10 protein-coding genes are annotated in these 24,794 nt (G+C 66.4%); 1 reads left to right on the forward strand and 9 read right to left on the reverse strand.

Annotation, left to right across the window (positions count from 1 at the left end; all coding sequences use genetic code 11):
* Positions 1 to 8: 8 nt before the first annotated feature.
* From phaE to Q0654_RS03425, 4 genes are all read right to left on the reverse strand, one after another.
* Entirely contained in the window at positions 9 to 1,133 is a 1,125-nt protein-coding gene (gene phaE / locus Q0654_RS03410) for a class III poly(R)-hydroxyalkanoic acid synthase subunit PhaE (protein WP_298850481.1), read from the reverse strand.
* A gap of 504 nt (positions 1,134 to 1,637) precedes the next feature.
* Positions 1,638 to 3,503, reverse strand: coding sequence for a 3-hydroxybutyrate oligomer hydrolase family protein (locus Q0654_RS03415; RefSeq protein ID WP_343230115.1), 1,866 nt, complete (start codon positions 3,501 to 3,503; stop codon positions 1,638 to 1,640).
* 322 nt (positions 3,504 to 3,825) lie between these two features.
* Positions 3,826 to 5,106 (reverse strand): ammonium transporter, encoded by a 1,281-nt coding sequence (locus tag Q0654_RS03420; protein ID WP_298850718.1) that lies wholly within the window; start codon positions 5,104 to 5,106, stop codon positions 3,826 to 3,828.
* 202 nt (positions 5,107 to 5,308) lie between these two features.
* The gene (locus Q0654_RS03425; RefSeq protein WP_298850485.1) at positions 5,309 to 5,647 is read right to left on the reverse strand and encodes a P-II family nitrogen regulator; all 339 of its coding nucleotides are present in this window, start codon (positions 5,645 to 5,647) and stop codon (positions 5,309 to 5,311) included.
* Positions 5,648 to 5,922: 275 nt separating this feature from the next.
* On the opposite strand from Q0654_RS03425, the gene Q0654_RS03430 reads away from it, so the two are divergent.
* Positions 5,923 to 6,567: a response regulator transcription factor gene (locus Q0654_RS03430; RefSeq protein ID WP_298850487.1), complete on the forward strand. Its 645-nt coding sequence runs from the start codon at positions 5,923 to 5,925 to the stop codon at positions 6,565 to 6,567.
* 174 nt (positions 6,568 to 6,741) lie between these two features.
* On the opposite strand, the gene Q0654_RS03435 is transcribed toward Q0654_RS03430, so the two are convergent.
* From Q0654_RS03435 to Q0654_RS03455, 5 genes are all read right to left on the reverse strand, one after another.
* Complete coding sequence (locus tag Q0654_RS03435; RefSeq protein ID WP_298850488.1) at positions 6,742 to 7,620, reverse strand: hypothetical protein; 879 nt, start codon at positions 7,618 to 7,620, stop codon at positions 6,742 to 6,744.
* Between the two features lie 157 nt (positions 7,621 to 7,777).
* Positions 7,778 to 8,317, reverse strand: coding sequence for a hypothetical protein (locus Q0654_RS03440; protein ID WP_298850489.1), 540 nt, complete (start codon positions 8,315 to 8,317; stop codon positions 7,778 to 7,780).
* Positions 8,318 to 10,627 carry an RHS repeat-associated core domain-containing protein gene (locus Q0654_RS03445; protein WP_298850491.1) on the reverse strand — a complete coding sequence of 770 codons (2,310 nt, stop codon included), beginning with the start codon at positions 10,625 to 10,627 and terminating at the stop codon, positions 8,318 to 8,320.
* A gap of 604 nt (positions 10,628 to 11,231) precedes the next feature.
* A complete protein-coding gene (locus tag Q0654_RS03450; protein WP_298850493.1) occupies positions 11,232 to 11,729 on the reverse strand; it encodes a hypothetical protein in 498 nt (165 codons plus the stop codon).
* Complete coding sequence (locus tag Q0654_RS03455) at positions 11,726 to 24,160, reverse strand: Ig-like domain-containing protein (protein WP_298850495.1); 12,435 nt, start codon at positions 24,158 to 24,160, stop codon at positions 11,726 to 11,728. Before Q0654_RS03455 ends, Q0654_RS03450 begins: the two co-directional genes overlap by 4 nt.
* Positions 24,161 to 24,794: the final 634 nt, after the last annotated feature.

Consider the following 24,794-nt stretch of genomic DNA (forward strand, 5'->3'; position numbering starts at 1 on the left):
TGCATGGATCAGCGTCCCTTGCGTGCACGGGCGGGGGCTTTCGGCGTGACCGCCGCCAGCGGCGGCAGGGCCTTCTTGCGGCTGGCGCTGGCTTTGACCGCGCGTTTGGCAGCGGCCTTGGCGGCGGGCTTCGCGGCCTTGGCGCGCGGCTTGGGCTTGGCGCTGGTGCGCTCGCTCTGGGGCTTGGGCTGGGTCTCGGCGCTGGACGTCTCGGCGCGGAACCCGGGTTCGGTCGGGCGCGGGGCCGACTCGGGCCTGCGCCGCGCCTCACTCGAGGCGCCCTGCCCGGCCAGCTCCAGCTCAGCGATGCGCTGTTTCAGCGCGCGCACTTCGCGGCTCAGCTCGTGCGTGCGCTTGTGGTTGGAGTCGAGTTCGGTACGCGAGGGAAGGCCCAGGGCCTTCAGCTGCTCCTCGACGATCGCCATGCCGCACTGGCGGACGCGCATCTGCGCGTTGACCAATTCGCCGTAGACGTGGCGGTACTCGGGGCCGAGCGCGATCTGGGCGAAGGCTTCCTCGCTGGCGTCGATCCACAGATCGAACAGCGCGCGCGCCGAAGCGAGCTGCTTGCCGGGTTCGCTGTGCGCGCGCAATTTGGCCTCGAAGCGGGCCATGCCTTCGCGCTGCACTTTCTGCATCAGGGTGTTGTAACGCTCCATCACCGACTGCAGATCGATCTGCGCCTGCGCGAAGGCCTGCCAGCGCTGCTGGTGCTCGCGCATCAGGCCCAGCGGTGCCGACCCCAGCGCGCCGCGCATCTCGGCGGCGAAGCCCGGCGAGCCGCCGCCAGCCATCGGCGCGAGGAAGCTCGGCACCATCAGAGCGGGCGGGATCGCCGGCGCATCGCCGAAGGTCTTGCGCCACAGCTGCATCAGGCTGTCGACGTCGAAGTTCGGCGCCTCCAGCGCAGGCAGCAGGGCCTGCTGCAGCTGGCCGTACATCTGCTGGGCCTGGGCGAACAGGTCGGCGCCGGGCATCGGCTGCGGCTGTGCGCCGAACATCTGCTGGAAGGCGGCGAAGGGCGACGGCGGCGGCGCCGGCTGCGGCCTCGCCATCGAGTTCCAGAAGCCCATCACCTGCTCGGCCATGCGGGCAGGATCGAAGGCGGAAAAATCAGGCGTGTTGGCGCTCATCGCAAGCCTCGTGGCGCAAGGGAAACCGCGGTTCGCAGAGCCCGCGAAACAAGCGCGGCGGGCCCTGCGTCAATGCGCCGGGATGCTAGCACAGGGGTATGTCGCGGCCGACGGCGTGGCGGGCGCTTGGCGCCGTCGCAAGGGCTCGCATCCCGGCACCGGGGCGGTACGAAGGCCATGGTGGGCCAGGGCCCACCCTATGCGATCGGAAGCGCTTGGTATCGTCCCCCGCGAAACCCGACGTCGGCGCAGGACGCGAAGCCGCCATTGGATCTCCAACACCGCCTCACGGCCGAACGCCGCATAGGGTGGGCCCTGGCCCACCATGAGCTCGACCCCGCGGTCGCCCACACCCGTCGCAGGCTGTGACCACACTGATCTGCACACCAAGCGTTTGAAACACCTCGCACACTGCCGATCGCGAACGTGACCTCGATTGCCTGTGCGAACGGCGAGCGCGGGCAAGGGCAGAGCCGCGCGGCAAGCTCGAACCGCCGCGGCAACTCAATCCGACGGCAGCGCCAGATGCTCAGCCCGCAGCGGCGCCGCGCCCGCGCCTTCGATGCCGCGCGGCTCGGCCGCCACGCGCACGCGCTCGCTGCGCGGCCCGCGACCGGCCTCAAGATCGGCCCAGGCCTGGTCCAGCGCGCGATACGCATACGGCATCAGCGGCAGGTAGCGTGCAGCCAGCGGCGGCGCACCAAGGAAGCCGTCGAAGTGCTGCACATGCGGAAGCTGCCAGTAGCGCAGCGCGCGTCCTGCGTGCTCGGCCTGGGCGACGTAGGCCGCACTGCTGAAGGCTTCGGGAATCAGGCCATCATCAAGCCCATGCAGCACGGTCAGCGGCAGGCCGGCGCGCGGCGGGCCTGCCTGCGTCTGCGACACCGCTGCGCGCAGGCTGCGCGCGTCTGCGCTGTCGCCGTCCCAAAGATCAGCGAGGCAGCGCAGGCCGGCCAGTGCAGGCGGCACGTCGGGCTCCGGCGGCGACAGCAGCTGCACGCCAGCCGTCGGCGGAATGCCCGAACCATCGCTCCAGATCAGCACGCGCTCAGCTGGCGTCGTAGCGCGCGGCTGCCCCTGCGCATCAAGCGCGGCGACGCGGAATCCGCAGGGCATGTCGGCCGGCCCGCGGCGCAGGTAGGCCGAGGCATAGGTGGCACCGACTGCACGCCACATTTCGAAACTGACGCTGAGCGCGCCCGCAGCGATCGCCGCGTCGGTCCAGCCACCCTCATGAAGACGCTGCAGGGCTTCGGCGACCTGCGCATCAAACGTGGTCGCGGCCAACAGGCCGGCCTCGTGCGCGAGCGCGCAGGCGCGTCGCCAATCGGGCGCTGCGCCCTGCGGCGTGCGTGCGAATGGCATGGCATCGAAGCGCGCATCCAGCAGGGCGCAGGGCATCAGCAGTCCGGCCTCGGTGCCGTAGTCGAAGGCGGGTCGGCCGTGGTTCGCGACGTGCACGTTCGGCGCGATCGCCACCGCGGCATCCAACCAGGCCTCGGCGTCCGCCGCGGCGCGCAGCACGGCCGCACCGCCGTTGGACACGCCGACCGCGATGACCCGCGTGTTCTCGAAGGTGAAGGGCGCCTGCGCCGGTAGCGCGCGACTCAGCTGCTGCAAGCCGAACTCGGCAGCCTGGCGCAGGTGGCGGCCCCAGTCGGCCTCGGGATGGTCACCGCTGTGCGCATGCTTGACCGCCAGCAGGGGCTCACCGCTGGCTTCCAACGCGAATTCCGGCTCACCCTCGGCGAGTCCCGACAGCCCCGCGCCCTGCCCGCTCACCAGATCGAAGAAACCCGAACCCGCGCCCTTGTCGGTGTAGGCCACCGCACAGCCGCGCGGCAGGCCCCAGCCGCCCGCCAGCGAGATCGCGCCGTAGATGCCGCGCGAGCCCGAGGAGGCGGTGACGACCAGGCAGCGCGCGCGGGCATCGAAAGCATCCGGCAGCTGCAGCAGCACCCGATGCGGATGCCGCGCTTCGGGCAGCCAGGCCAGGGCGTGGAACTCGCGCCCCGGCACGCTCGGCACAGCGCCATAGACCTCGCCGAAGCCACCGCCGGGCGCGAGATCGGCGATGCCGCGCCAGTTGGCCCAGATCGCCCGGCGGCGCAGTTCTGCGGAAGTGGGCGCGCTCGCATCGGCCAGCGCAGGCGGCTTGACCTGCTGCAGACCCGCGAGTCCGAGACCCGCGCTGAGCAGATCGTCAGGCGCACGATGCACGCTTTCGCGGACGTCGGATTGACGCATGGGCACAGCCTCGTTCGGCGCTTGAACAGTGGCGCACGCAGCGAGCAGAAAGCAGGCGATGCCGGCAGAGAAACGAATCGTAGACATGCCCGGATGCTCGTTGCGCAGCGCGCGTCCGGCCATCGTACTTTGGTACAGCAGTGGCGCGAGGATCGGCCAAGCGCTCCGTGAGACCTGAGCACACGCGGCGAGCCGCTCCGGCTCTCCCGAATCCCCAATCCCGAATCCCGAATCCCGGCCCCAAAAAGTGAGGGCGAAGCCGGTTCCCCGGCTTCGCCCTCTGGCCAGACTGTCGCAGCCCCCGCGAACGACAGTCGTGCTGGGTGGGACAGCGCGGCGCCCAGTGCCGGCTTCCCGTGGTCATGGGCATCCCTGCCCGCTCCGCTTCCTCCCCTTGAGCGCTGCGCTGGCCCAATCCCCCGACCGGCCAGCGCAGCGCCTTGACTCAGTTGTAGGCCGACTCGCCGTGGGCGCTGAGATCCAGGCCTTCACGCTGTTCGTCATCGCTGACGCGCAGACCCAGCACCACGCGGATCAGGCTCAGCGCGACGAAGGTGACGACGCCCGACCAGACGATGGTGATGATCACGGCCTCGGCCTGGATCAGCACTTGAGAGGCAATCGAGAAGTCGTCCGCGCCGCCACCGCCCAGGCTGGGCGCTGCGAACACGCCGGTCAGCAGCGCACCGACGATGCCGCCGACGCCGTGGACGCCGAACACGTCCGCGGTGTCGTCCACGTTCAACAGACGCTTGAGTCCAGTGACGCCCCAGAAGCAGACCACGCCGGAGATCAGGCCGATGGCGATCGCCCCCATCACGCCGACGCTGCCGCAGGCCGGAGTGATGGCGACCAAGCCCGCCACCGCACCCGAGGCACCACCGAGCATCGAGGCCTTGCCGCGCAGGATGCCCTCGGCCGCCGACCACGCGACCACGGCTGCGGCGGTGGCCATGAGGGTGTTGATGAAGGCCAGCGCGGTGCCGCCGTTGGCTTCGAGGTTGGAGCCGGCGTTGAAGCCGAACCAGCCGACCCACAGCAGGGAGGCACCGACCATGGTCAGCACCAGGTTGTGCGGGGTCAGATGCTCACGCCCGTAGCCCAGGCGCTTGCCGACCATGTAGGCCGCGACCAGTCCGGCCACACCGGCATTGATGTGCACCACGGTGCCGCCGGCGAAATCGAGGGCGCCCTTCTCGAACAGGTAGCCACCGCCGGCCCAGACCATGTGCGCGATCGGCAGGTAGCAGAACGAGAACCACAGCACCGCGAACACCAGCACCGACAGGAACTTCATGCGCTCGGCGAACGCACCGACGATCAGCGCGCAGGTAAGACCGGCAAAGGTCGACTGGAAGGCGACGAAGATCAGCTCGGGGATCATCACCCCATCGGTGAACGTGGCCGCCAGCGACTCGGTGGTGATGCCCTTCAGGAACAGCGCGTCGAGGCTGCCGATCCAGGCGTTGCCGCCGACGAAGGCGAGGCTGTAGCCGTACACCGCCCACAGCACCAGGATCAGCGAGAACACCGTGGTGACCTGCATCAGCACCGACAGCATGTTCTTGGAGCGCACCAGGCCGCCGTAGAACAGGGCCAACCCGGGCACGGCCATCATCACCACCAGCAGGGTGGCGACCAGCATCCAGGTGACATCGCCCTTGTCGACGGTGGGCTCGGGGGCAGCTTCCTCGGCAGCTTCAGCCAGCGCGGGCTCGGTCGCCACCGCCTCTGCAACGGGCGCAGGCGGGACTTCCGCGGGTGCGGCCTGTTCCGCTGCCGGTGCGGGCTCGGCAACGGGTGCAGCGTCCTGGGCGATGGCGAAGTGGGTGAATGACAGCAGCGCGGCCAGCAGCAATGGCGACAGCGCGCGGCGCAGGCGGGCGGACAGGTAGCTCGTAGTCATGCGTTTCTCCTGTGCGCGCTGTTCAGACCGCGTCCGAACCGGTTTCACCGGTGCGAATGCGGACCACCTGTTCGATGGGGGTGACGAAGATCTTGCCGTCGCCGGTCTTGCCGGTGCGGGCGGCCTGGCTGATCGCCTCGATGACCACCTCGACGCGGTCCTCGGCCACGGCGGTTTCGATCTTCACCTTGGGCAGGAAGTCGACGACGTATTCGGCGCCGCGATACAGCTCGGTGTGTCCCTTCTGCCGGCCGAAGCCCTTGACCTCGGTGATGGTGATGCCGGACACGCCGGCCTGCGACAGCGCTTCGCGCACTTCGTCGAGCTTGAATGGACGGATGATGGCGGTGATCAGCTTCATCGGCGGATCTCCTGATGCTGCCTGCGCATGGGCGCTCCCCTTGTGTGTGAATCCCCGATGAGGGCGTCAGCACAGGGCGTGCCAGCTCGTGCGATGCACCATGAAATCCGGCAACCTTCTGAATTTGCTGCTTATGACCGGATGGGCGCAGCAGCAAAACGCCCCGATCTGGTGCAGCCGCGCGGCTGGTTCACCGTACTGGGGCGAATCGCCGCGGCCGGCACTGGACCTTTGCCCTACCGACGCTCGCCGCGGCGATGGCTACCATCGCGGGCATGAGCACCCTGCTGATCGCCGACGACCACCCGCTGTTCCGCACTGCGCTGGCCCAGGCCGTGCGCGGACTGGACGGTTCGCACCTGGTGCTGGAAGCCGACAGCCTGGATGCCGCGCGCGCGCAGTTGCTGGCGCATCCCGAAATCGACCTGCTACTGCTCGACCTCAACATGCCCGGCAGCCAGGGCCTGATGGGCCTGGCCGCACTGCGCGGCGAGTTCCCCGGCGTGGTGGTGCTGATGGTGTCCGCGCAGGACGACCCCGACATCGTGCGCCGCGCCCTGGCCTACGGCGCCGCCGGCTATGTGCCGAAGAGCCTCGACCTCCAAGGCATCCGCGCGGCACTCGATGCCGTGCTGTCCGGTGAGACCTGGCTGCCGCCCGCGCTGAAATCCGCCGTCGAAGCCCAGCCCGCGCGCGACGAAGACCGCGACATTTCCAGCCGTCTGGCGCGGCTGACCCCGCAGCAGATCCGCGTGCTGCAGTTGCTGGCCCAGGGCCGACTCAACAAGCAGATCGCCGACACGCTCGGCATTCAGGAGCGCACCGTCAAAGCCCACGTCAGCGCGATCTTCGAGCGTCTCGGCGTGCGCAACCGGACGCAGGCGGGGGTGCTGCTGGGGTCGCTGGAGTTGGGGCGGTAGCAAGCCAAGGAGGATGGCTGCAGCCGCTGGAGCTGCGGTCAGTCGCGCGAAGAGTCCAGCGTCCGGAAGCGCTCGGCGAGGGCTTCGGAACCCGACGATTGCGGCGCTTCGCGATCAGGCGCAGGTGGCTGCTCAGCCTGAGCTCACGCAAGGGCTGGTGGCTGCCTTGCAGGTCTAAACCACGTAGTCCGGCAGGTCCAGTTCCTTCATGCAGAGCGCCTCGGGCACCACCAGTGCCGGCCCACTGAGCAGGCCCTTCAGCCGCTTGCCTGCAGCCTGCTGCAGTGCTTTCCAGCGCGTCAGGGAAAACACCGGGGCGGGGCCGCGCGTGCCGCCCTTGCAATAGAGGAACATTTCGCCCGACTGAGAGCCAAGATCCTGTTCGGACAGAATGATCGTGCCGGACTTGTGAGGAGTGGCCTGCATGAAGGCGTGCTGCCCACATGCTGTGCACTGCCAGGACTGGTGCACCTGGTTGAGAAAGGGGCAGCCGACCAGAGCACGCGCCTGCGCTACGGGCTTTCCGCAGATCTCGTAGTAGCGCATGCGCACCCGTGGTGGTGCCACCACCGCACGAGGCTCCAACCTTGCGACCTCGTCAGCGCTCAACAGCTCCAGAAAGCGCTCGGAGACGCAGGTGCGGGTGGGGTAGATGTCTTTGGGAAACGGGCGTTCTAGACAAAAGATGTCGGACATCGGGCTGCGCGCCAGCACCGCGGCCACTTCGTTGCGAGAGCCGATACCGCTGCCACAGCGTCCGCACACCCCCTGTGCAAAGAGCTCCTCGCGCGGATTCAACACCTCCACGCTGTCGTTGTACGACAGGCTTCGGTACTCGTTTATCAGCGCATTGTCGTGGATCTCCCATTCGAAGCAGGCCTCGCCATCGCCATTCCACTCCATGACCTGCATGCCGAGCTCCTCCTCGGCCTCTTCGCGATCCTCTGCCTCGACGGACAACGAAGGACGGTCGCGCAGCCAAGCGCGCAGGCCGCCCGCCTTGTGCTCCCAGCAGATGAAGTAGGCATTGCCTCGATCGCCTCGCTTGCTCATGGTCCCTCCCCTACAAAATCCGAACGGTGCTTGCGCATGTCCGTCCGCTCAGGGTGACGGACTCTACCTAGCTTCGGCTGGTACGGCTGGGTGGGGGCAGGTCAGGGACAGGTCACGCCCGATCGCCCCCACAATTGACATGCGGAGCTGGTTCGCTCTATCGATAGTCAGTGAGCCCCTCGAGAGATTGAATCACTACTTCAACAGCGGCATTGCTGTAGTAGACGCGCGCCCCGTCATCTCGCGAATCGAACGTAAGCAGGACTGGCTCGTTCGGCTGCTTCGCGATGTGCGCAGCGAAGCTCTGGGCCCTACTCCCGAATCCAGCGCTCGGATTGGTGATGGCTGCCGCGCTGGAGAACTCACGCACTAGCTCACACAGTTCCCCGGCTGGCATCGCCATAGCAAATGCGCTGCAGGGCAGCCGTCGCATGTTCTTGGACAGTCGATCGAGATCTTCTTCGCTCTTCACCTCTGCCCGCCAGACAGCGGCGCGCACGCCCAACAACCTCGCAATGCCGAGCGTGGCCAGTTCGCTCTCCACCCCTGAACTCACGAACATGAGCAACTCGCCACTCGCGACGATTCGTGCCCTCAACGAACCGAAGGGCGTTGTGAGCGCAGTCTTCGAGCTAGCGACGTACTTGAGGCACCGAAACTGGCGCGCGTCTTCAATCAACCACTCCGGCACGGTCATCTAGAACGACCATCCAAACTGCCGGATCGCTTGGCGAATCTTGGGGGTAATCGGAATTCCTGGCTTTCCTGCGCAGGCCGTGTCGACGAACCGAGTCACGTTTCTGAGGACCTTAAGGAAGTCCGCTCGATGCGTTCGATCCGCAATGAACAGACCAGCGTAAGCTTTGCTGCTGGGTGGCGTGAAGCCATTGATAATCGACGCGTAGTGGAGCAACTGGTGAAGTGCATGGTGCACGTCTTCCGGAATATCGGCCAGAACCTGTCCCGGCGCGCCGCCTGCAAACTTTGGCAAGGCATGGTGCCCATTCAAACGAGTTGCGATGGTGCTGGGCCCTTTACACAACGTCGACCGGATGTGGTCAAACGTTTTGTACGCACGTCGTCCGTCCTGCACGCGGTTGTACATGGTGGTGAAGTCAGCCTGAGTCATCCCGACAAGCCCGATGAACAAGCCTGACGGATCCGCATGTTGCACCGGATCGTTATGTGCGTAGACGTAATCGTGAAGACTCATAGGCATGCATAGCAAGCCTTCGAAGGGATCCTGGGTCAGGAACCGCCCCACACTCGGATCCATCCACCGAGCCCGCAGGTAGTAGAAGCCCACGTTCGGATCAAACGCTTCGCCGCGGTACAGGTGCTCGATCGCGGTGCTGCCGCTGCGGGCGATCTCGTTGCCGAAGGCGTCGTAGTCGATCTGGTCGATCACGCTGCCGCTGGCGTCTGTCGCCGCGCGGGTGGAGCCGAAGCCGTCGGTCTGCAGCCAGACCGTGCTGGGTGCGCCATTGGCATCGAAGCGAGTCTGGCTCAGCAGTTCGTCGCCGAAGCTGAAGACGGCGCTGACGCTGCGCGGGCCGGCGTTCTGGCTGCGCCAGTGCTCCAGTGACTGCGCGTATTCGAAGCTCGGGTCCTGCAGGATCCACGTCGTCTCGCTGTCAGCGCCCTGGGTGCGTGTGCTGCGCACGCGCAGCCCATCGGCGTTGTAGACATACGCGTTCACCTCACCCGCGCTGCGTGCCTCGCGCATGCGGCCGGCGTCGTTGTAGACGTACGCGGTGGTGCCGCCCGGCGTGGCGTGGCTCAGCAGGTTGCCGGCAGCGTCGTAGGTGTAGTCGGCGATGCTCGCGCCGCGTTCGCTCTGCAGGCGGTCGTTGCTGTCGTAGACGTAGTCGATAACTTCGGCCGCCGCACCCGCTTCGCTGACGCTCTGGCGCAGGCGGTTGCCGACGCGGTCGTAGCTCCAGCTGGCAACGCGGTCCTGCAGGTCGATGCGGTGGTCGATGCGCTCGGCGACCAGACGCTTCACCGCGTCGTAGTCGTACTGCACCGTGCGCACCAGGCCGGTCGCGTCGGACTCGCTGATCTGGGTGCGTAGGCCGTCGGCATCGACCTGGTAACCCATGCCCATCAGCAGGGCGCCGAGTGCGCTGCGCTTGACCAGGCCGCGCAGGCGGTGGCGGCTGTCGAAGGCGTACTCGGTGCGGGTGCCGTCGCCGCCTTCCATGGTGCTGCGACGGCCGGCGGCGTCGTAGCTGTAACGCGTCAGCGCGGGCGCTTCGCCCTGCACGCGGCGCTCGACTTCGATCAGGCGGTTGCGGGCGTCGTAGCGATACAGCAGCGTCTGGCTGGGACTGCTGCGCGCAAGCAGGTTGCCGACCGAATCGTAGCTGTACTCGATCACGCCGCCGTCGGCGTCCTGCAGCCGCAGCAGGCGGCCGCGGGCGTCGAACTGGCTGCGGCTGGTGCCGCGCTCGTCGACGGCCTCGATGCGCTCGCCGGCGGTGTTGTAGACGAAGCTGTGATCGGCATCGCTCGGGTAGTCGATGGTCTGCAGGCGACCTGCGGCGTCGTAGGTGTAGCGGGTCACGCGACCGCGGAAGTCGGTGTGCTCGACCAGTTCGCCGGCGGCGTTGTAGCGCTTCTCCTCGCGCTCGCCGCCCGGCAGGACGCGCGCGGTTTCGCGACCCATCGAATCGTATTCCCAGCGCGTCTCGCGGCCTTCGGCGTCGGTCTGGCGGATCTTGTTGCCGACCTCGTCGTAGGCGTAGCGGGTGGTGAGCGTGCCGGCGTCGGGGCTACTGCCGTCGACCAGGGCCGGGTTGGCGCCGGTGGCCGGGTTGGGCAGCACGACCAGGATCAGCCGGCCCAGGCCGTCATAACCGAAGCGCGTGGTGCGACCGCTGGCGTCGATCTCGGCGGTCTTGCGGCCGACTGCGTCGCGGTACTCGCAATGCACCGTTGCGGCCTTGAGGTCAGTCGGACTGTCAAGCTCGCCATTGATCGAGTCATCGAGCTCGACGAGTGTCACGCGATTGGAACTGTACTGGGCTCCCCAAGGTACTCGTAGATCGCCCAGGCCGCATCTTGAGCTGACCTCACCTCCGCTAGCACACGACCGTTATTGCCGACGAAGAGCGTGTATGTTCCGCTCCTGTCTTCGTATCGAATCGTGACTTCCTTCTTGTTTCGCTCGAAGGACGAGACGGACCTTTCCCCAAAGTATGAAAGCAGCTTTTGGTTCAGTTCCTCCCATTCATCGGAATAGATCGACCGCCCAAGCGATGTGTAATCTCGGAGCGCGCTTTCGATTTCATCAGCGAAGCCCTGTACCGAAAGCCCCTTGTATAGAGGCTTAGGCGGGAAGATGGCCACACCCGGCCCATTCGCATCGGCCTGTCGCTGTATATACATCTGCCGTTGGAATCTAAAGACACCACAAAACCTGTGATTCATCAGGGTATCCACTGGAAAGCAATTTTCACATGAGGATATGCCGCCCTCACTTCCTGGGCAACCTGACGGAGCAAAGCGGCTTGTGCAGCATCCGCAGCACCAGCTTCGAAAGCGTAGACTAGGTTTCGACGATTGACCGGGCGTCCGCGGAGATTAGCGCTTCCCTAGTTCCTCGCTCTTCAGTTTTCGCTCAAGAACTTCTTTGCAACTGGCGTAGTCCTGAATTCATCTGGGTCAATCAGCTCATCAATCTTGAACTCTAGGCAGCAATCATCGACAACACATTCGGTACGCAGCTGCTCGTACGCTCGAACAGCATCCCTCCGAAGACTGCACCAGATTCTCCCCTCGACGACTTCGCTGCGGCCCCATGCATTGACACGGTTTTCTCCCATTAAAACGAGAAGTCTGTGGGAGAAATCTTCCAGCGCATCGATTCCCTCCTCACCCAACGATTCATCCAGTAGTGCCCCCCTGTAGGTTACAAATATGCACGCAACCCCTAGCAGGTAGTTCTCCATTCCGCAAGCCCCATCAATTCCCTCGAAGAAAGCTGGAATGGACTTCGAGGCAGCTCGCTCTGCAATAACAACCTGAAGATCGCCTTCTGACGCGAAGAACCGCAGTGCCTGGAGGGCTATTCTTGATCCATCATTATGGTTTCGGGATACCATCATCGTGGCCCACCGCGCCAGCTGTAGACATGAAAGCTAAATGGCGCATCATCAAAGGTTGTCAGCTCATTGCCTCTACCCGTAATGTGTCCAGTTGGAGTCGTTCCTATGTCCATGCGGAATAGCATTCGCTCGTTCCCCATCACTACACCAACCCCTCCTAGCGATCCAGTCTTTCCACCGGGCGCACCCAACCCTATCCTTACAGGTTTGCCGTTTATTTTGCGACCGCCTGCGTTAACGAGACTCGGCAGTTGTGGGATCAATACTGGCAGATAGATGACGTATGCGGTCATCCTTCTACCCTTCGTATAATCAGCGACATATCCCGCCAGCCAATTGGGACTGCCAATTCCGAAGGCACGTGCTCCCCCTGCAACAAACGTCTGCGCCGCGTCGGCAAAATTCACCCTCGGCGGGAAGGTTCTGGGAACGCTTGCGGAGAGGTCCCCTTCGAACATTAGGAGCAGCTGCCGCAGGCCCATCACCAAATCTACCGCAGAGTTCACTCGACCATAGAGTCTCAAGGCCGAGTCGACTCGCCCAATAACCTGCAAGATCCCTTGGATGTTCGATACTGCGGACTGTTCCGCGAGCGAGACATACCCACTAGGATCCGAGAAGTTAGGTGCACTTGAGTGTGCATAAAGGTACTTATTCAGCGACATCGGATCGCTGCCAAACCCCGCAAACGCATCCTGCTGCGTAAACCGCCCCACCCGCGGATCCATCCAGCGCGCGCGCAGGTAGTAGAAGCCGACGTTCGGGTCAAAGGCCTCGCCGCGGTACAGGTGCTCGATCGCGGTGCTGCCGCTGCGCCCGATCTCGTTGCCGAAGGCGTCGTAGTCGATCTGGTCGATCACGCTGCCGCTGGCGTCTGTCGCCGCGCGGGTGGAGCCGAAGCCGTCGGTCTGCAGCCAGACGGTACTGGGTGCGCCGCTGGCGTCGAAGCGGGTCTGGCTCAGCAGCTCGTCGCCGAAGCTGAAGACGGCGCTGACGTGGCGCGGGCCGGCGTTCTGGCTGCGCCAGTGCTCCAGTGACTGCGCGTACTCGAAGCTCGGGTCCTGCAGGATCCAGGTCGTCTCGCTGTCGGCGCCTTGGGTGCGTGTGCTGCGCACCCGCAGCCCATCCGCGTTGTAGACATACGCATTCACCTCACCCGCGCTGCGCGCCTCGCGCATGCGGCCGGCGTCGTTGTAGACGTACTCGGTGGTTCCGGTCGGGGTGCCGTGACTGAGCAGGTTGCCGGCAGGGTCGTAGGCGTAGTCGGCGATGTCGGCGCCGCGCTCGCTCTGCAGGCGGTCGTTGCTGTCGTAGACGTAGTCGATGACTTCGGCCGCCGCACCTGCTTCGCTGACGCTCTGGCGCAGGCGGTTGCCGACGCGGTCGTAGCTCCAGCTCGCTTGACGATCCTGCAGGTCGATGCGGTGATCGATGCGCTCGGCGACCAGACGCTTCACCGCGTCGTAGTCGTACTGCACCGTGCGCACCAGGCCGGTCGCGTCGGACTCGCTGATCTGGGTGCGTAGGCCGTCGGCATCGACCTGGTAACCCATGCCCATCAGCAGGGCGCCGAGTGCGCTGCGCTTGACCAGGCCGCGCAGGCGGTGGCGGCTGTCGAAGGCGTACTCGGTGCGGGTGCCGTCGCCGCCTTCCATGGTGCTGCGACGGCCGGCGGCGTCGTAGCTGTAACGCGTCAGCGCGGGCGCTTCGCCCTGCACGCGGCGCTCGACTTCGATCAGGCGGTTGCGGGCGTCGTAGCGATAGAGCAGCGTCTGGCTGGGGCTGCGGCGCTCCAGCAGGTTGCCGACTGCGTCATGGCGGTAGTCGATCACCCCGCCGTCGGCGTCCTGCAGGCGCAGCAGGCGGCCGCGGGCGTCGAACTCGCTGCGGCTGGTGCCGCGCTCGTCGACGGCCTCGATGCGCTCACCGGCGGCGTTGTAGACGAAGCTGTGATCGGCATCGCTCGGGTAGTCGATGGTCTGCAGCCGGCCCGCGGCATCGTAGGTGTAGCGGGTCACGCGACCGCGGAAGTCGGTGTGCTCGATCAGCTCGCCGGCAGCGTTGTAGCGCTTCTCCTCGCGCTCGCCGCCCGGCAGGATGCGCGCGGTTTCGCGACCCATCTCGTCGAATTCCCAGCGGGTCTCGCGGCCCTCGGCGTCGGTCTGGCGGATCTTGTTGCCGACTTCGTCATAGGCATAGCGGGTGGTGAGCGTGCCGGCATCCGGACTGCTTCCGTTGACCAAGGCCGGGTTGGCGCCGGTGGCCGGGTTGGGCAGCACGACCAGAATCAGTCGGCCCAGGCCGTCGTAGCCGAAGCGCGTGCTGCGACCGCTGGCGTCGATCTCGGCGGTCTTGCGGCCGACCGCGTCGTACTCGGTGCGGACGATGGCGTTCGGCTCGCCCGACACCGCAGGGGCCTCGGTGCTGAGCAGGCGGCCGGCGGCGTCGTAGGTGTAGCGCGTCACCGCGCCCAGCGGGTCGGTCTCACGGATCTTGCGGCCGGCGAGGTCGTACTCGACCACGATCTCGGCCACCTGGCCGTCCACCGCCGGCAACAGGGTGCGCACCATGCGCCCGGCCGCGTCGTAGCGGTACTCGGTGGTGTGGCCGTTCTCGTCGGTGTCGGCGATCAGCTGGCCGGCGTCGTCGTAGGCCTTGCGCGAGCGCGGGTTGTCGCTGTCATCTGCCGGCGTGGCGTCCGGATGGATGACCTCGATCAGACGATTGGCCTCGTCGTACACGTGCCGCGTGGTGCGGCCGCCGCGATCGGTGTGGGCGATGAGGTTGCCGTTGGGGTCGAAGCTGCTGGCCTCGCGGGTGCCGTCCGGGTAGTCCACGCGCGCCACGTTGCCGCGGTTGTCGTAGGTGGTCAGCGTGCAGCGGTTGAGCGGGTCGCAGCTCTCGATCGGCTTGCCGTTGGCATCGAACACCGTGGTGCTGATGCTGCCGTCGGGGTGCTCGGTGGCGATCACGTTGCCGTTGGCGTCCAGCGTGTAGCGGCTGACCAGGGTTTCCGTGCTGCCGTCGGCGCGCGTGCGGCTGCGGCGCTCTTCGAGGAGGCGGCCCTGGGCGTCATTGACGTAGGTGGTGCGGTGTCCGAGCGCATCGACTTCAGCGGTCTTGAAGCCGTTGGCGTCGTACTCGTAGCGGGTGGTCGCGCCGCTGGCATCGGTGATGCTTGTGAGCTCACCGCTGCTCGGGTCGTAGCCCATGCCGGTCACACCGCCGGTGGCGTCGGTCAGGCTGACCAGCGGCCCGGGATAGATCGGCACGCCCTGCACGAGGATGTTGCGGTAGGTCTGGCGCAGGCTGACCACGCCGAGCGGGTCGGTCAACGTCTGCAGCTGGTTGAACTGGCCGAAGACGCTGCGCGTGACGCCGCCCAGCGGGTCGGTTTCAGTCAGCACGTTGCCGAGGCTGTCGTAGGTCCAGCGCCGCGTGCGGCCCAGCGCATCGGTCTCGCTCAGCGTGTTGCCGATGTCGTCGTAGGTACGGGTGATGGTTTCGCCTGCGCCATTGGTCTCACTAATGATGTCGCCGCGCGTGTTGTAGACGTAGACGGTGGTGCGACCATTGCGGTCGCGGCGCTGCTCTACACGGCCGTCGATGTCGCGGCTGAACTCGACGCGGTGGCCGTCGGCGTCGATCACCGCGACCAGGCGACCGTCGGCGTCGTACTCGTTGCGGCTGACGCGCACGCCGCGCGGATCGATGATGTCACGCAGGTAGTGGCCCGACTGGTACTCGAAGCGGGTCAGGTTGTCCTCGGCGTCTTCGACGCTCGCCAGATCGCCCTCAGTGCTGTAGGCATAGCTGAGGTCGATGCCGCCGGGCCCGGTGATGCGGGTGATGCGGTCCTGCGCATCGCGGGTGAACTGCAGAGCGAAGCCGTTGGAGTGGGTGATGCCGCTGCGGTCGAAGGTGACGCGGTTGCCGCCCTCGCGCTCGAAGATCTCGCGCAGGCCAAAGCCCTGGTCGATGCGGTACTCGCGACCCTCGGGATCGATGTAGCGATAGTTGTTGGGGTCGGCGATCTGGCCGCCATCGGCGAGGTCGGCAATGCTGCCGTTGACCAGACGACCGCCTACGGGGGTGACCGTCTCCAAACGACCGCGGGCACCGTCGGTCGGCTCGAACGCGAAAGTGACGTCGAGGAACGGAATCGCCTGGTTGCAGGCCGGGCTGGCCTTGACCTTGAACTTCTCGACGCGGCCGTCGCCCAGCACGATGCTGACCACATTGCCCAGCGCCGACTCGACGCAGTAGTTCGGGATCAGGCCGAGCGGGCCGGAGGGATAGGTGTTGAGGCTCCAGCCAAAGCCCGGAGTGCGCGATTCCTGCACGCGCACATTCTGGTAGTCAAGCGACCAGCCGTGGCCGAAGTCCTGACGCTTGTGGCGGACGCGGGTGTCGTAGGTGCGGGTCACACTGACCGGGATCCCAGCCACCGGCACCGACACATCCTCGAAGCTGATCGAGAAGTGGCCGATCTTCATCTCGCCCTCGACCGACAGGGCGACCAGATCGGTGGCCCTGTTGCCGGACAGGTCTTCGGCCTGCAGCAGCAATGCGTACTGGCCGTTCTGCAGCAGAGTCGGATCGAGCGTGCCGATCTCGACATCGCTGAAGGTGTTGCTGCCGCTGGCGACGGGAATGAATTCGCCCGGGCGCGCGCCGCGCTCCACCACTACCAGCGCCCAGCTGCGCAAGTTGTCGTCATTGACCGAAGCGCGCACCGGCAGGCGCTGGGTGACCACCAGCAGATCTGCGTTCGCCGATTCGCTCGGGCTCAGGATGCTTACGGTCGGCGGCACGCTGCCGCCGGCATTGGCGACGCTCACCGTGGCGGTAGTCTGCACTGTGTCGTAGCCGTCGCTGACGGTCACCACCAGCGCGTAGTTACCGGGCTGACTGGGGGCGTTGATCGTGGTGCTGCCGTCCGGGTCGAGCGCCACCGGCTGGCCATTCAAGGTCGCGCTGGCGGTGATCGCCGCCGCCGCGCCGCTGGTGCTGACACTGATCGTGATAGGCGCGCCGGCTTGCGCCGGATTCGGGCTGACGCTCACCTGCGCCTGCAGCGGCACGTCCGCCGCGGCCACGTCGATCGTCCAGCTCTGCTCGACCCAGGCCAGAGCGTCCTGCACGCGTACGCGCACCGGCACGCTGCCGGCCGCGGCGGGCGTCCAGGTGATGCGGCCGTCCGCAGCGATCTGCATGCCCGCAGGGGCCTCCATGAGGCTGTAGATCAGCGCATCACCATCGGCATCGCTGGCGAAGACGTTGTAGCGGTACTCGCGCCCTGACTTGCCCTGAGTGCCGGGCAGGCTGGTGATCACCGGGGTGGCGTTGTTGTTGGGCTGAACATCGACGCTGAAACTCTGGGTCGCCCAGCCGCCGCGGCCGTCGTCCACGCGCACAACAAACGCCTGGGCTCCAAGCTGCGCAACGCGAGGCGTCCAGGTCAGAGCCCCGCTCGTCGGGTCGATCTGCGCGCCGGCTGGGGAAGTGCTCAGCGAGAACAGCAGGCTGTCGCCATCAGGATCACTCGCCGTGGGCTGGTAGCTGTAGGTGATGCCGACCATCGCGCTGGTGACGGGGCTGCCGCTCAAGCCCGGCGGCTGGTTGCCCGGAACCACCTGCACCACCGGCAATTGGATGCGCTGCTGGCTGCTGCCGCCGCGACCATCGTTGGCTTCCAGCTCGATGAACTGGGCGCCGATGTCCTGCGCGGTGGGCGTGTAGCTCAGCACTTGCTGTGAGGCGTCGAACAGCAGGGCTGAGGGCGCTGCGTTCAGTGCCAACTGGACGGCATCGCCATCCGGATCCGAGACCTGCACCGCATAGGTCCAGGTCTCACCCACATAGGCGATGCCCTGCGGCACAGAGTCGAACGCCGGGGCGCGGTTGGGCGTGCTAGTGACCTGAATCTGGAAGCTCTGGGTAGTGCTCGCGCCGCGCTCATCGGTGACCCGCACTTCCACGCTCGCGGTGCCGATAGTGGTCGGTGTCCAGCGCGCATAGCCCGCAGCTGCATCAATGCTCAGGCCGACCGGGCCGCTGACCTGCGCATAGCTCAATGCGTGGCCCTCGGCGTCTTCGGCCTCGATCAGGTAGGACCAGGGCTCGCCAATGCTGGCCTGCAGGACCGGGGTAGAGGTGATGACCGGGGCTGTGTTGGGGGCGGTGGCGGGGCCGACGACCACGTTCCAGCTCTGCGCTCCGGCCCGTCCGGACAGACTGCTCACCGTGATCGTGAAGCGGAAGCTGCCGGTCTGGCTCCAGCCCGGTCGCCATTCAATTTCGCCACTGACCGGATCCAGACGGGCGCCGGCAGGCGCGGAGCTGAGGGTGTAGCTCAGGCTGTCGCCAACGTGACTTGTCACGGCCTGAGCATGGTAGCGGTAGAGCTCACCGGCAACGCCAACGGTGGGCGCGATGCTGGTGAAGCGCGGCGTATCGCGCCGCTCCAGAACACCTGCAGCCCACGCGCGTTGCGCTTCGAGACCACCGTAGTCGACGACGGCGATTTCAAACACGCGTGCCGATGCGCGGTTGTTGCGCGTTTCGCATTCCAGCTCGGTCGCGTCTGTCACCAGCTCAGCGTAGAACTCCTCTCGGCCCACCACATCAAGGCTGATGTCATCGAGCGTGACCGCCACGTTCGCACCGGGCGCGAGTGGCCCTTGCTCGACGCGGCCGAGCAGCGTTCCCGGCGCACTTGGGCTGCCGCGTCGGAACTCGACCGCAAAGCCGCGGCTGGCCAGCGTGCCTCGATTGGTGATGGTGCTGCGCAGCTGCAGGCCTGTGCCCTGTGGCACCGCCGACGGCGCCAGCAGGTGCAGGTCGGAAAGCAGGCCAGCATCACCGGTCGCCTCGGCCACTGCCAACAGCTGCATCGGCGCATGCGCGCGTCCGGCCTGCGCAGGCGGAATCAACAGCTGTGGGGTGACGCGATCCGCCGCCCAGGCCTGCTGATGGAACACCCGCACCTGCGAGCGCCAGCGGCCACTCAGCGGACGGTAGCTGCGCAGGCCACCTGCGCCCGCGGCCAACAGGCGCGCATCGCCGTCGCCGCGCACGTCAAGCACACCCGGCACCATGTGATAGCTGGCGTTGTCGGTCCAACCGGCGTCTCTGGCCAGGAGGGCGCCACTGGCCCCGCTGAGTGCAGTCAGACCGTTGCTACTGAAGCCAAGGATCTCGATGGCGCCATCGCCGTTGAAGTCGCCCGCCACCGCCGCACGGAAGGACGTCCGTGGCCAAGCCGTACCGCCGGCGGTCCACCGGATCTGCCCGTCAGAGCCATACAGGGCGCCGCTGGAGGGCAGAAAGATCTCCTGCACGCCATCGCCGTCGAAGTCCGCCACCAGCGGCGTCGCGACCAGTCCTGCCTCAGTGCCCTCACGGCGCCAGACTTGAGTACCGTCGGCGCGCAGCAGAGACAGGCGCACGCCCGGACTGGTCTGCTCGCTGGCGACGATGCCCAAGCTGCCATCGGCCAGGGTGATGGGCGCGAACACGCTGTACATGACGTTGGTGGTGCTGCCGCTTGGCGTGGTCCACAGCAGCTGCCCGCTGTGGCTGCGCGCTTGGTGACGATGCAAGACCTCCATGCGGCCATCACCGTCCAGATCGATTGCCAGGGGTGTGCTCTGCGAAGAGGAGTACGTCGGGAACTGCCAAAGCAGGCGCCCGTCAGCATCGAAGACCGAGGGCCCGACCAGAATCTCGGCCTCACGGTCACCGTCCAGATCAGCCAGGCTGATCGAAACATGGCGCAGGGAGCCCGCGCCTACTGGAACCTCGCTGACCCAGCGCAGGCTGCCCTCGCCGTCCAGCGCGACCAGACGCGCCTGGGTGTCGACGAACAGGATGCTGACCTGGTCGTCACCCTTCAGATCGCCCATGGCCGGCGCGACGTACCAGTCAGGCACGCGGCCGTTGTAGCTCCAGCGGCGGGTCAGGGTTTCGTAGTCGAACGCGTGGATGCGCGCCGTTGTGACCTCGGTATCGCGCTGCGAGATGGCCACCACGGCCACGCCGTCTCGGTGGTCCAGGCGGCCGTCGCGGTTGCGGTCGACCAGAGGTCCAACCAGAGGCTGCGCAACCCGAGTGGCAAAGGCAGCGGTCTGCAGTGGAACCAGCGACAGGCTGGCCGCCTGCGGATCGATGGCAAGGCACTGCGCGTTGTACGCGCCGATCTCAGCACCGGGGCTGGACGCCGCGACCGCAGCGGCGGGCCATTGCACAACACCCGTACCGGCATTGATGGTGGCGCCAGCCGGTAGGGCCAAGCCGCGCCAGACATGGGCTTCGAGAACATTGGGGTCACTGACGTTCGCATCGAACGAGTAGCTGACCCCCAACGGCGCCGTCACCGCCGCCGTGCCGGTAATGGTCGGAGCCACGTTGGGACGATCGCCCTGCAGGACGAACATCTGCAGGTCGTAGTTGCCGTACTGATCGCGCACGCGCAGCAATACTCGATGGACCTTACCGTAGAAGTCGCCAGGTATCGCCCATGCGACTGCGCCGTTGGCATCGATGCTCATGCCCTGAGGGCCAAGGAACACGTCGTACTGCAACGTAGCGGAAGGATCGGACTGTACCTGCGCGAGGTAGTCGTACTGGGTGCCTTGGATCGCTCTGAGCGGAGGCTCGGAGACGAAGCGCGGCGCAATGTACGTGCTGCCGACTTCGAGCTGGAACTGCTGGCGAACGGTAGCGCCGGCCAGGTCCCGCACTTCAATGTCGACGGGGTGCGTGCCCGCCTGGGAGATCAACGGCACGAAGCTGGCGCGGCCGCTCAGGCGGTCGACGCTGAAGCCGATCGGCCCCTGCAGCAGCCGATGCTCGTGGGCATCGCCTCGATCGGGATCCTGCACTTCGATCTGGTACTGGTAGCGCCCGCCCACCGAGGCTGCCAGCAGTGGCTGCGAGACGATGCTCGGCGCTGCGTTGCTGTCGCGCAGCTGGATCGAGAAGCTCTGCTGATCGGACAGACCCGCTGGATCGGTTGCGCTGGCTCGCACCCAGCGCGCATCCACCGAGTTGTTGTCGGTCTTGCATTCCTCGACCGGCGTCGGGAACTCGATCCGTGCCTGCAGACGCTCCGGCTGTAGTGCGATCAGGTCAACTGCGAAGCTGAGCGCGTGCGTTGTATCGACCGCCAGCGCGGGCACCGGCTGGCGGGCCAGCTCCTGGCCATCGGCCAGCAGCACGAGCTCGCTGCCGAGTGCGGTCCCTGCACGGCCGCGATTGCCGACTAGCACCTGCACTTGGCCAGCCTGCTGAGCTACGAGGTCGGCCACAAACAGATCGGCCTGCGGTGTGGGCGGAACCTGCTCAAGAATTTCACGCACCTTCACGCTGATCAGCGCGTTGGTGAAGGACTGCGCCTGCAGCCCGCCCTGCCTCAATGCATTGAGATCCCAGGCGGCACCGCCGGTGGCGAGCGCCAGGTTGACGTAGTCGGCGATGGTGGTGCCATAGCCGCCCTGCGCACGTGCGCCAGAGCACACCGTATAGCCGCCTCGACCGTCCGCCTTGAATCCCACGCCAGCGGCGGCAAGACCCACGGCAACCGAGTTGTCGCCACAGCGCAGCTGCACATCAACCACAGCGTTCAGCGTTGCCCGCTCGGCGAGGAGCTCCGCCAGCAGCGAGTCGTAGGTGATCGTCGCGTCCGTGTTGTCCCGATCTTCGTCGGTGACCAGGATGATGTTTCTCGCGACCTCGGGCCTGAGCGCATATTGCTGCAGCACATAGCGGACCGCGCGCCAGCCGTCCTCGGTGCCGGACCCCGCGATTCGCAGGAGTGCTGCGGCAGCCTCGAAGCCGCGGATTGAGCCAAGGTTCGCTCCTTCGACAGGCAGCGGCCGAGGGACTGGGTCGTAGCCCAGTACGCCATAGCGGTTGATCGCTGCGCCCACGCCCACGCCATTGGTGGCGAGGTGCGCTTCCAGGGGCAGCCCCACGTCGGCAAGCCATGCATGTTCGCCCGACATTGAACCTGACTCGTCGACCACGAACACGACATCCGCGGCGGGTGGCGCGCTGTTGACCGATACCCCAGGGCGCAGGCAAAGCAGGTTCGGCTGCAGGTTCGGGCCGACCAGATCCTGCGTCGGCGCCCAGCCGATCAAGCCAGTGTTGGGATCGATCTGCATGTCCGCAGGGGCATGCTCGAGAACGTAGCGCAACGCATCGCCATCCGGATCGATCGCGTCGACGTCATAGCTGTAGCTGGCACCTTCATCGACGGCCGTGACCGGTTCACTCACAATCCGCGGCGGCTCGTTGTTGCTACCGACCACCTCGATGCGCACGATCGCCGGCGCAGAGTCCAGCTCGCCATCGTTGGCGACAAAGTCAAAACTGTCCTCACCGCGGAAGCCGGCCTGCGGGGTGTAGACCAGCGTCGCGCCACTGCCGCTCAGGCTGCCGTTGGCGGGCGCCTGCACCACGCGGAATTCGAGGGGGTCGTTGTCAGGGTCGTCGCCGGCCAGCGTGATCGGCAGGGCCACGCCGGTCGGCGTGCTCAGCTGCTGCGGCTGCGCGATCGGCGCATCGTTGCGCGGCGTCACCGTGATGCGCACGGTCGCCGGCGCCGAGTCGATCTCACCGTCGTTGACCACGAACTCGAGGCTGTCGATGCCGTGGAAGTCGGGCGCCGGCTGGTAGACCAACGCAGGCGGGCTGCCCTGCAGGCTGCCGTGCAGCGGGCCACGCAAGACGCGGAAGCTGAGCACCGCACCCTCGGGATCGCTGCCCTCAAGGGTGAGGGCAAGCGGCGTGTCTTCGGCGGTCTCGAGGTGCTGCGCTTGGGCGATCGGTGCGTCGTTGATCGGCGTGACCAGAATCTCGATGCGCGCGGGCACGGACTCGTCAATGCCGTCAAACACAGTGAACTCGAACGCGTCTTCGCCATTGAAGTCGGCGTCGGGCACGTAGATGAGATTGGGCGCTGCGCCTTCAAGGCGACCATGCGCAGGCGCGCTCGGCACACTGAAGCTGAGTGCCTGTCCATCAACATCACTGCCCTGCAGCTGCAGCGGCAAGGGCACGTTTTCCGGGGTAGTGAGGCGCTGCGGCTGGGCCACCGGCGGCGTGTTGTAGCACTGCCCCTCGCCCTTGTATTCGAAGCTCAGCCAACCCTGGTCGGTCAGCTGGTAGTCGAGCAGGCGCACACGTATGAAGCGGTGCACGCGATAGTCGAAACGGCTGCCCTGACCGCGGCGTTCGCTCCAGGCCGGCAGCAGGATGTCTTGCTGCTTGAGTCTATCGAGCGCCTCGCGAACGGCGGCGGCATTCATCGAACCCGTCGCGCCCTGCGCGAAGTCGGCGATGTTCAGCACTTGATCTGCGCTGTTGTCCGGGTTGCGATAGGTGTAGCTGTCGCCCGGCGGCTGCAGGCTGTTGGCCAGCGTCGGCGCATCCGTGGCGCCACTCCAGCTCAGCCAGCTGAAGTTGCCCGGGCCGGTGCCACGAGGCAGCTGGTTGATCGTGGCGCCCACCGACAGCCCATCCAGCACCGCAGAAGGCAAGGTGATGGGATAAATCGCGCAGAAATCCTGCACCACCCGCACGTCGAAGTTCTGGTCGCTGCTGGCACCCTTGGGGTCGGCGGCGCGCAAGCCCATGGCGTGCAGGCCGAGCTGGGCCGCGTTCGGGGTCCAGGTCAGGCGGCCGGTGACTGGGTCGAAGGCGGTACCCACCGGCCCCAGGGTCTGGATGAGGGTGACCGGATCCTGGTCCGGATCGCGCGCGGCCGAGTCGTAGCGGTAGGGGCGTCCGACACGAGCGAAACGGGGCGGCTCGGTGATGAAGCGGGGTGGACGGTTGTCGCAGCTCGCATCGCGCAGATACGTGAGCTCGATCCAGGGCGTAGCCGACAGCCGGAAGTTGTTCAGGCGAACCCAGACGAAACGCTGCACCTGGAGCTGGCGGCGACTGCTGGCATCACGTGCCTGTGCCCACACCGGCACGATCACGTCGACATAGCGCAGGGCATCCAGCTTGGTCTGCACCAGCGAGGTGTTCATGGCCGCGGACTGCGTCCACACCCAGTCGCCGGCATCGACGGCCAGGTCGCTGGCGTCGTCGGGATTGAGATAGGTGTGGCTGTCGCCGGGGGGTTTCAGGCTGTAGCCGAACAGCTCCAGGTCTTCGCTGCCGGTCCAGCTGAGCCAGCTGAAGTGGTTGCTGGCCGTTCCACGCGTGAGGCGCGGTAGTGGGGCGCCTGGCGCGACGCCATTCAGGGCGGACGCGGGCAGGGCGATCGGCAGCAGGGGGCATTCACTGACTGCGGTGGGCAGGTCAGTCTTTGGCGAGCCTGAGAACGCTCCCAGCCAAGAAGACAGCTGTCCACTCGCTTCGCCAATTGGGGCGGTCGCTGACGCGACAACCGACAGACAAAGTGCACCGCTCATCAGCAGAAGCGCACAAGCGCTCTGCAACCCCCAACGACTGCGATTCATGGAAACCCCAACAAAGACGTGGCCTGCAGAACCGTTTCCGATTCAGTCAAGCCGAGCTGTGAACAAACGAGCCGCACTAAAATGCGAGGCGCATCATACTTTTGCTGGCGACTGTGTCAAACATGTGGCGTCTGCGTTGCGCCTAACTCCGGCTCTTCGGTCACGCTTGCGGCAACTGCAGGCGCTCTACGCACTTCTTAGGCGACCGCTGGGCGACGAATTTCCGGCGCGCACGCTGCGAGGCGACGCGCGAGAGCGAAAGCCTGGGCGACTTCGCCGTCCGCCCCATAGCCCTCTCAAGAAACAGAAACGTAAGTATTTGAGTGTATCGGATCGCCCTCTCTGTCGCGTGGCGGGGAAAGGCGGTCGAAAACGAGTCTCGCGACCCCGGTGTTCGTCGCCCCCGCGAAGAGCCTGTCCTCGCGAAGGCGGGGACGGGGGCCCAGAGGAGTGACCTCAGTCGCAAGAGCCCTGGATCCCCGCCTTCGCGGGGATGACGACCCCATGTTTCTTCGAGAACACCTGCCCGTCGCGCGGGGCTGAGAAGCTCTCAGGGCTACGGAAGCGGTTCTGGGAAAAGGATGGG

This window comes from uncultured Aquimonas sp. (assembly GCF_937888285.1).
In the GTDB taxonomy this organism is placed as follows: Bacteria; Pseudomonadota; Gammaproteobacteria; order Xanthomonadales; family Xanthomonadaceae; genus Aquimonas.

Excerpts from the sequence above, each read along its gene's own strand:
- phaE (WP_298850481.1), bottom strand. The coding sequence starts at position 1,133 with ATGAGCGCCAACACGCCTGATTTTTCCGCCTTCGATCCTGCCCGCATG.
- Q0654_RS03415 (WP_343230115.1), bottom strand. The coding sequence starts at position 3,503 with ATGGCCGGACGCGCGCTGCGCAACGAGCATCCGGGCATGTCTACGATT.
- Q0654_RS03425 (WP_298850485.1), bottom strand. The coding sequence starts at position 5,647 with ATGAAGCTGATCACCGCCATCATCCGTCCATTCAAGCTCGACGAAGTG.
- Q0654_RS03430 (WP_298850487.1), top strand. The coding sequence starts at position 5,923 with ATGAGCACCCTGCTGATCGCCGACGACCACCCGCTGTTCCGCACTGCG.
- Q0654_RS03435 (WP_298850488.1), bottom strand. The coding sequence starts at position 7,620 with ATGAGCAAGCGAGGCGATCGAGGCAATGCCTACTTCATCTGCTGGGAG.
- Q0654_RS03440 (WP_298850489.1), bottom strand. The coding sequence starts at position 8,317 with ATGACCGTGCCGGAGTGGTTGATTGAAGACGCGCGCCAGTTTCGGTGC.
- Q0654_RS03450 (WP_298850493.1), bottom strand. The coding sequence starts at position 11,729 with ATGATGGTATCCCGAAACCATAATGATGGATCAAGAATAGCCCTCCAG.
- Q0654_RS03455 (WP_298850495.1), bottom strand. The coding sequence starts at position 24,160 with ATGAGCGGTGCACTTTGTCTGTCGGTTGTCGCGTCAGCGACCGCCCCA.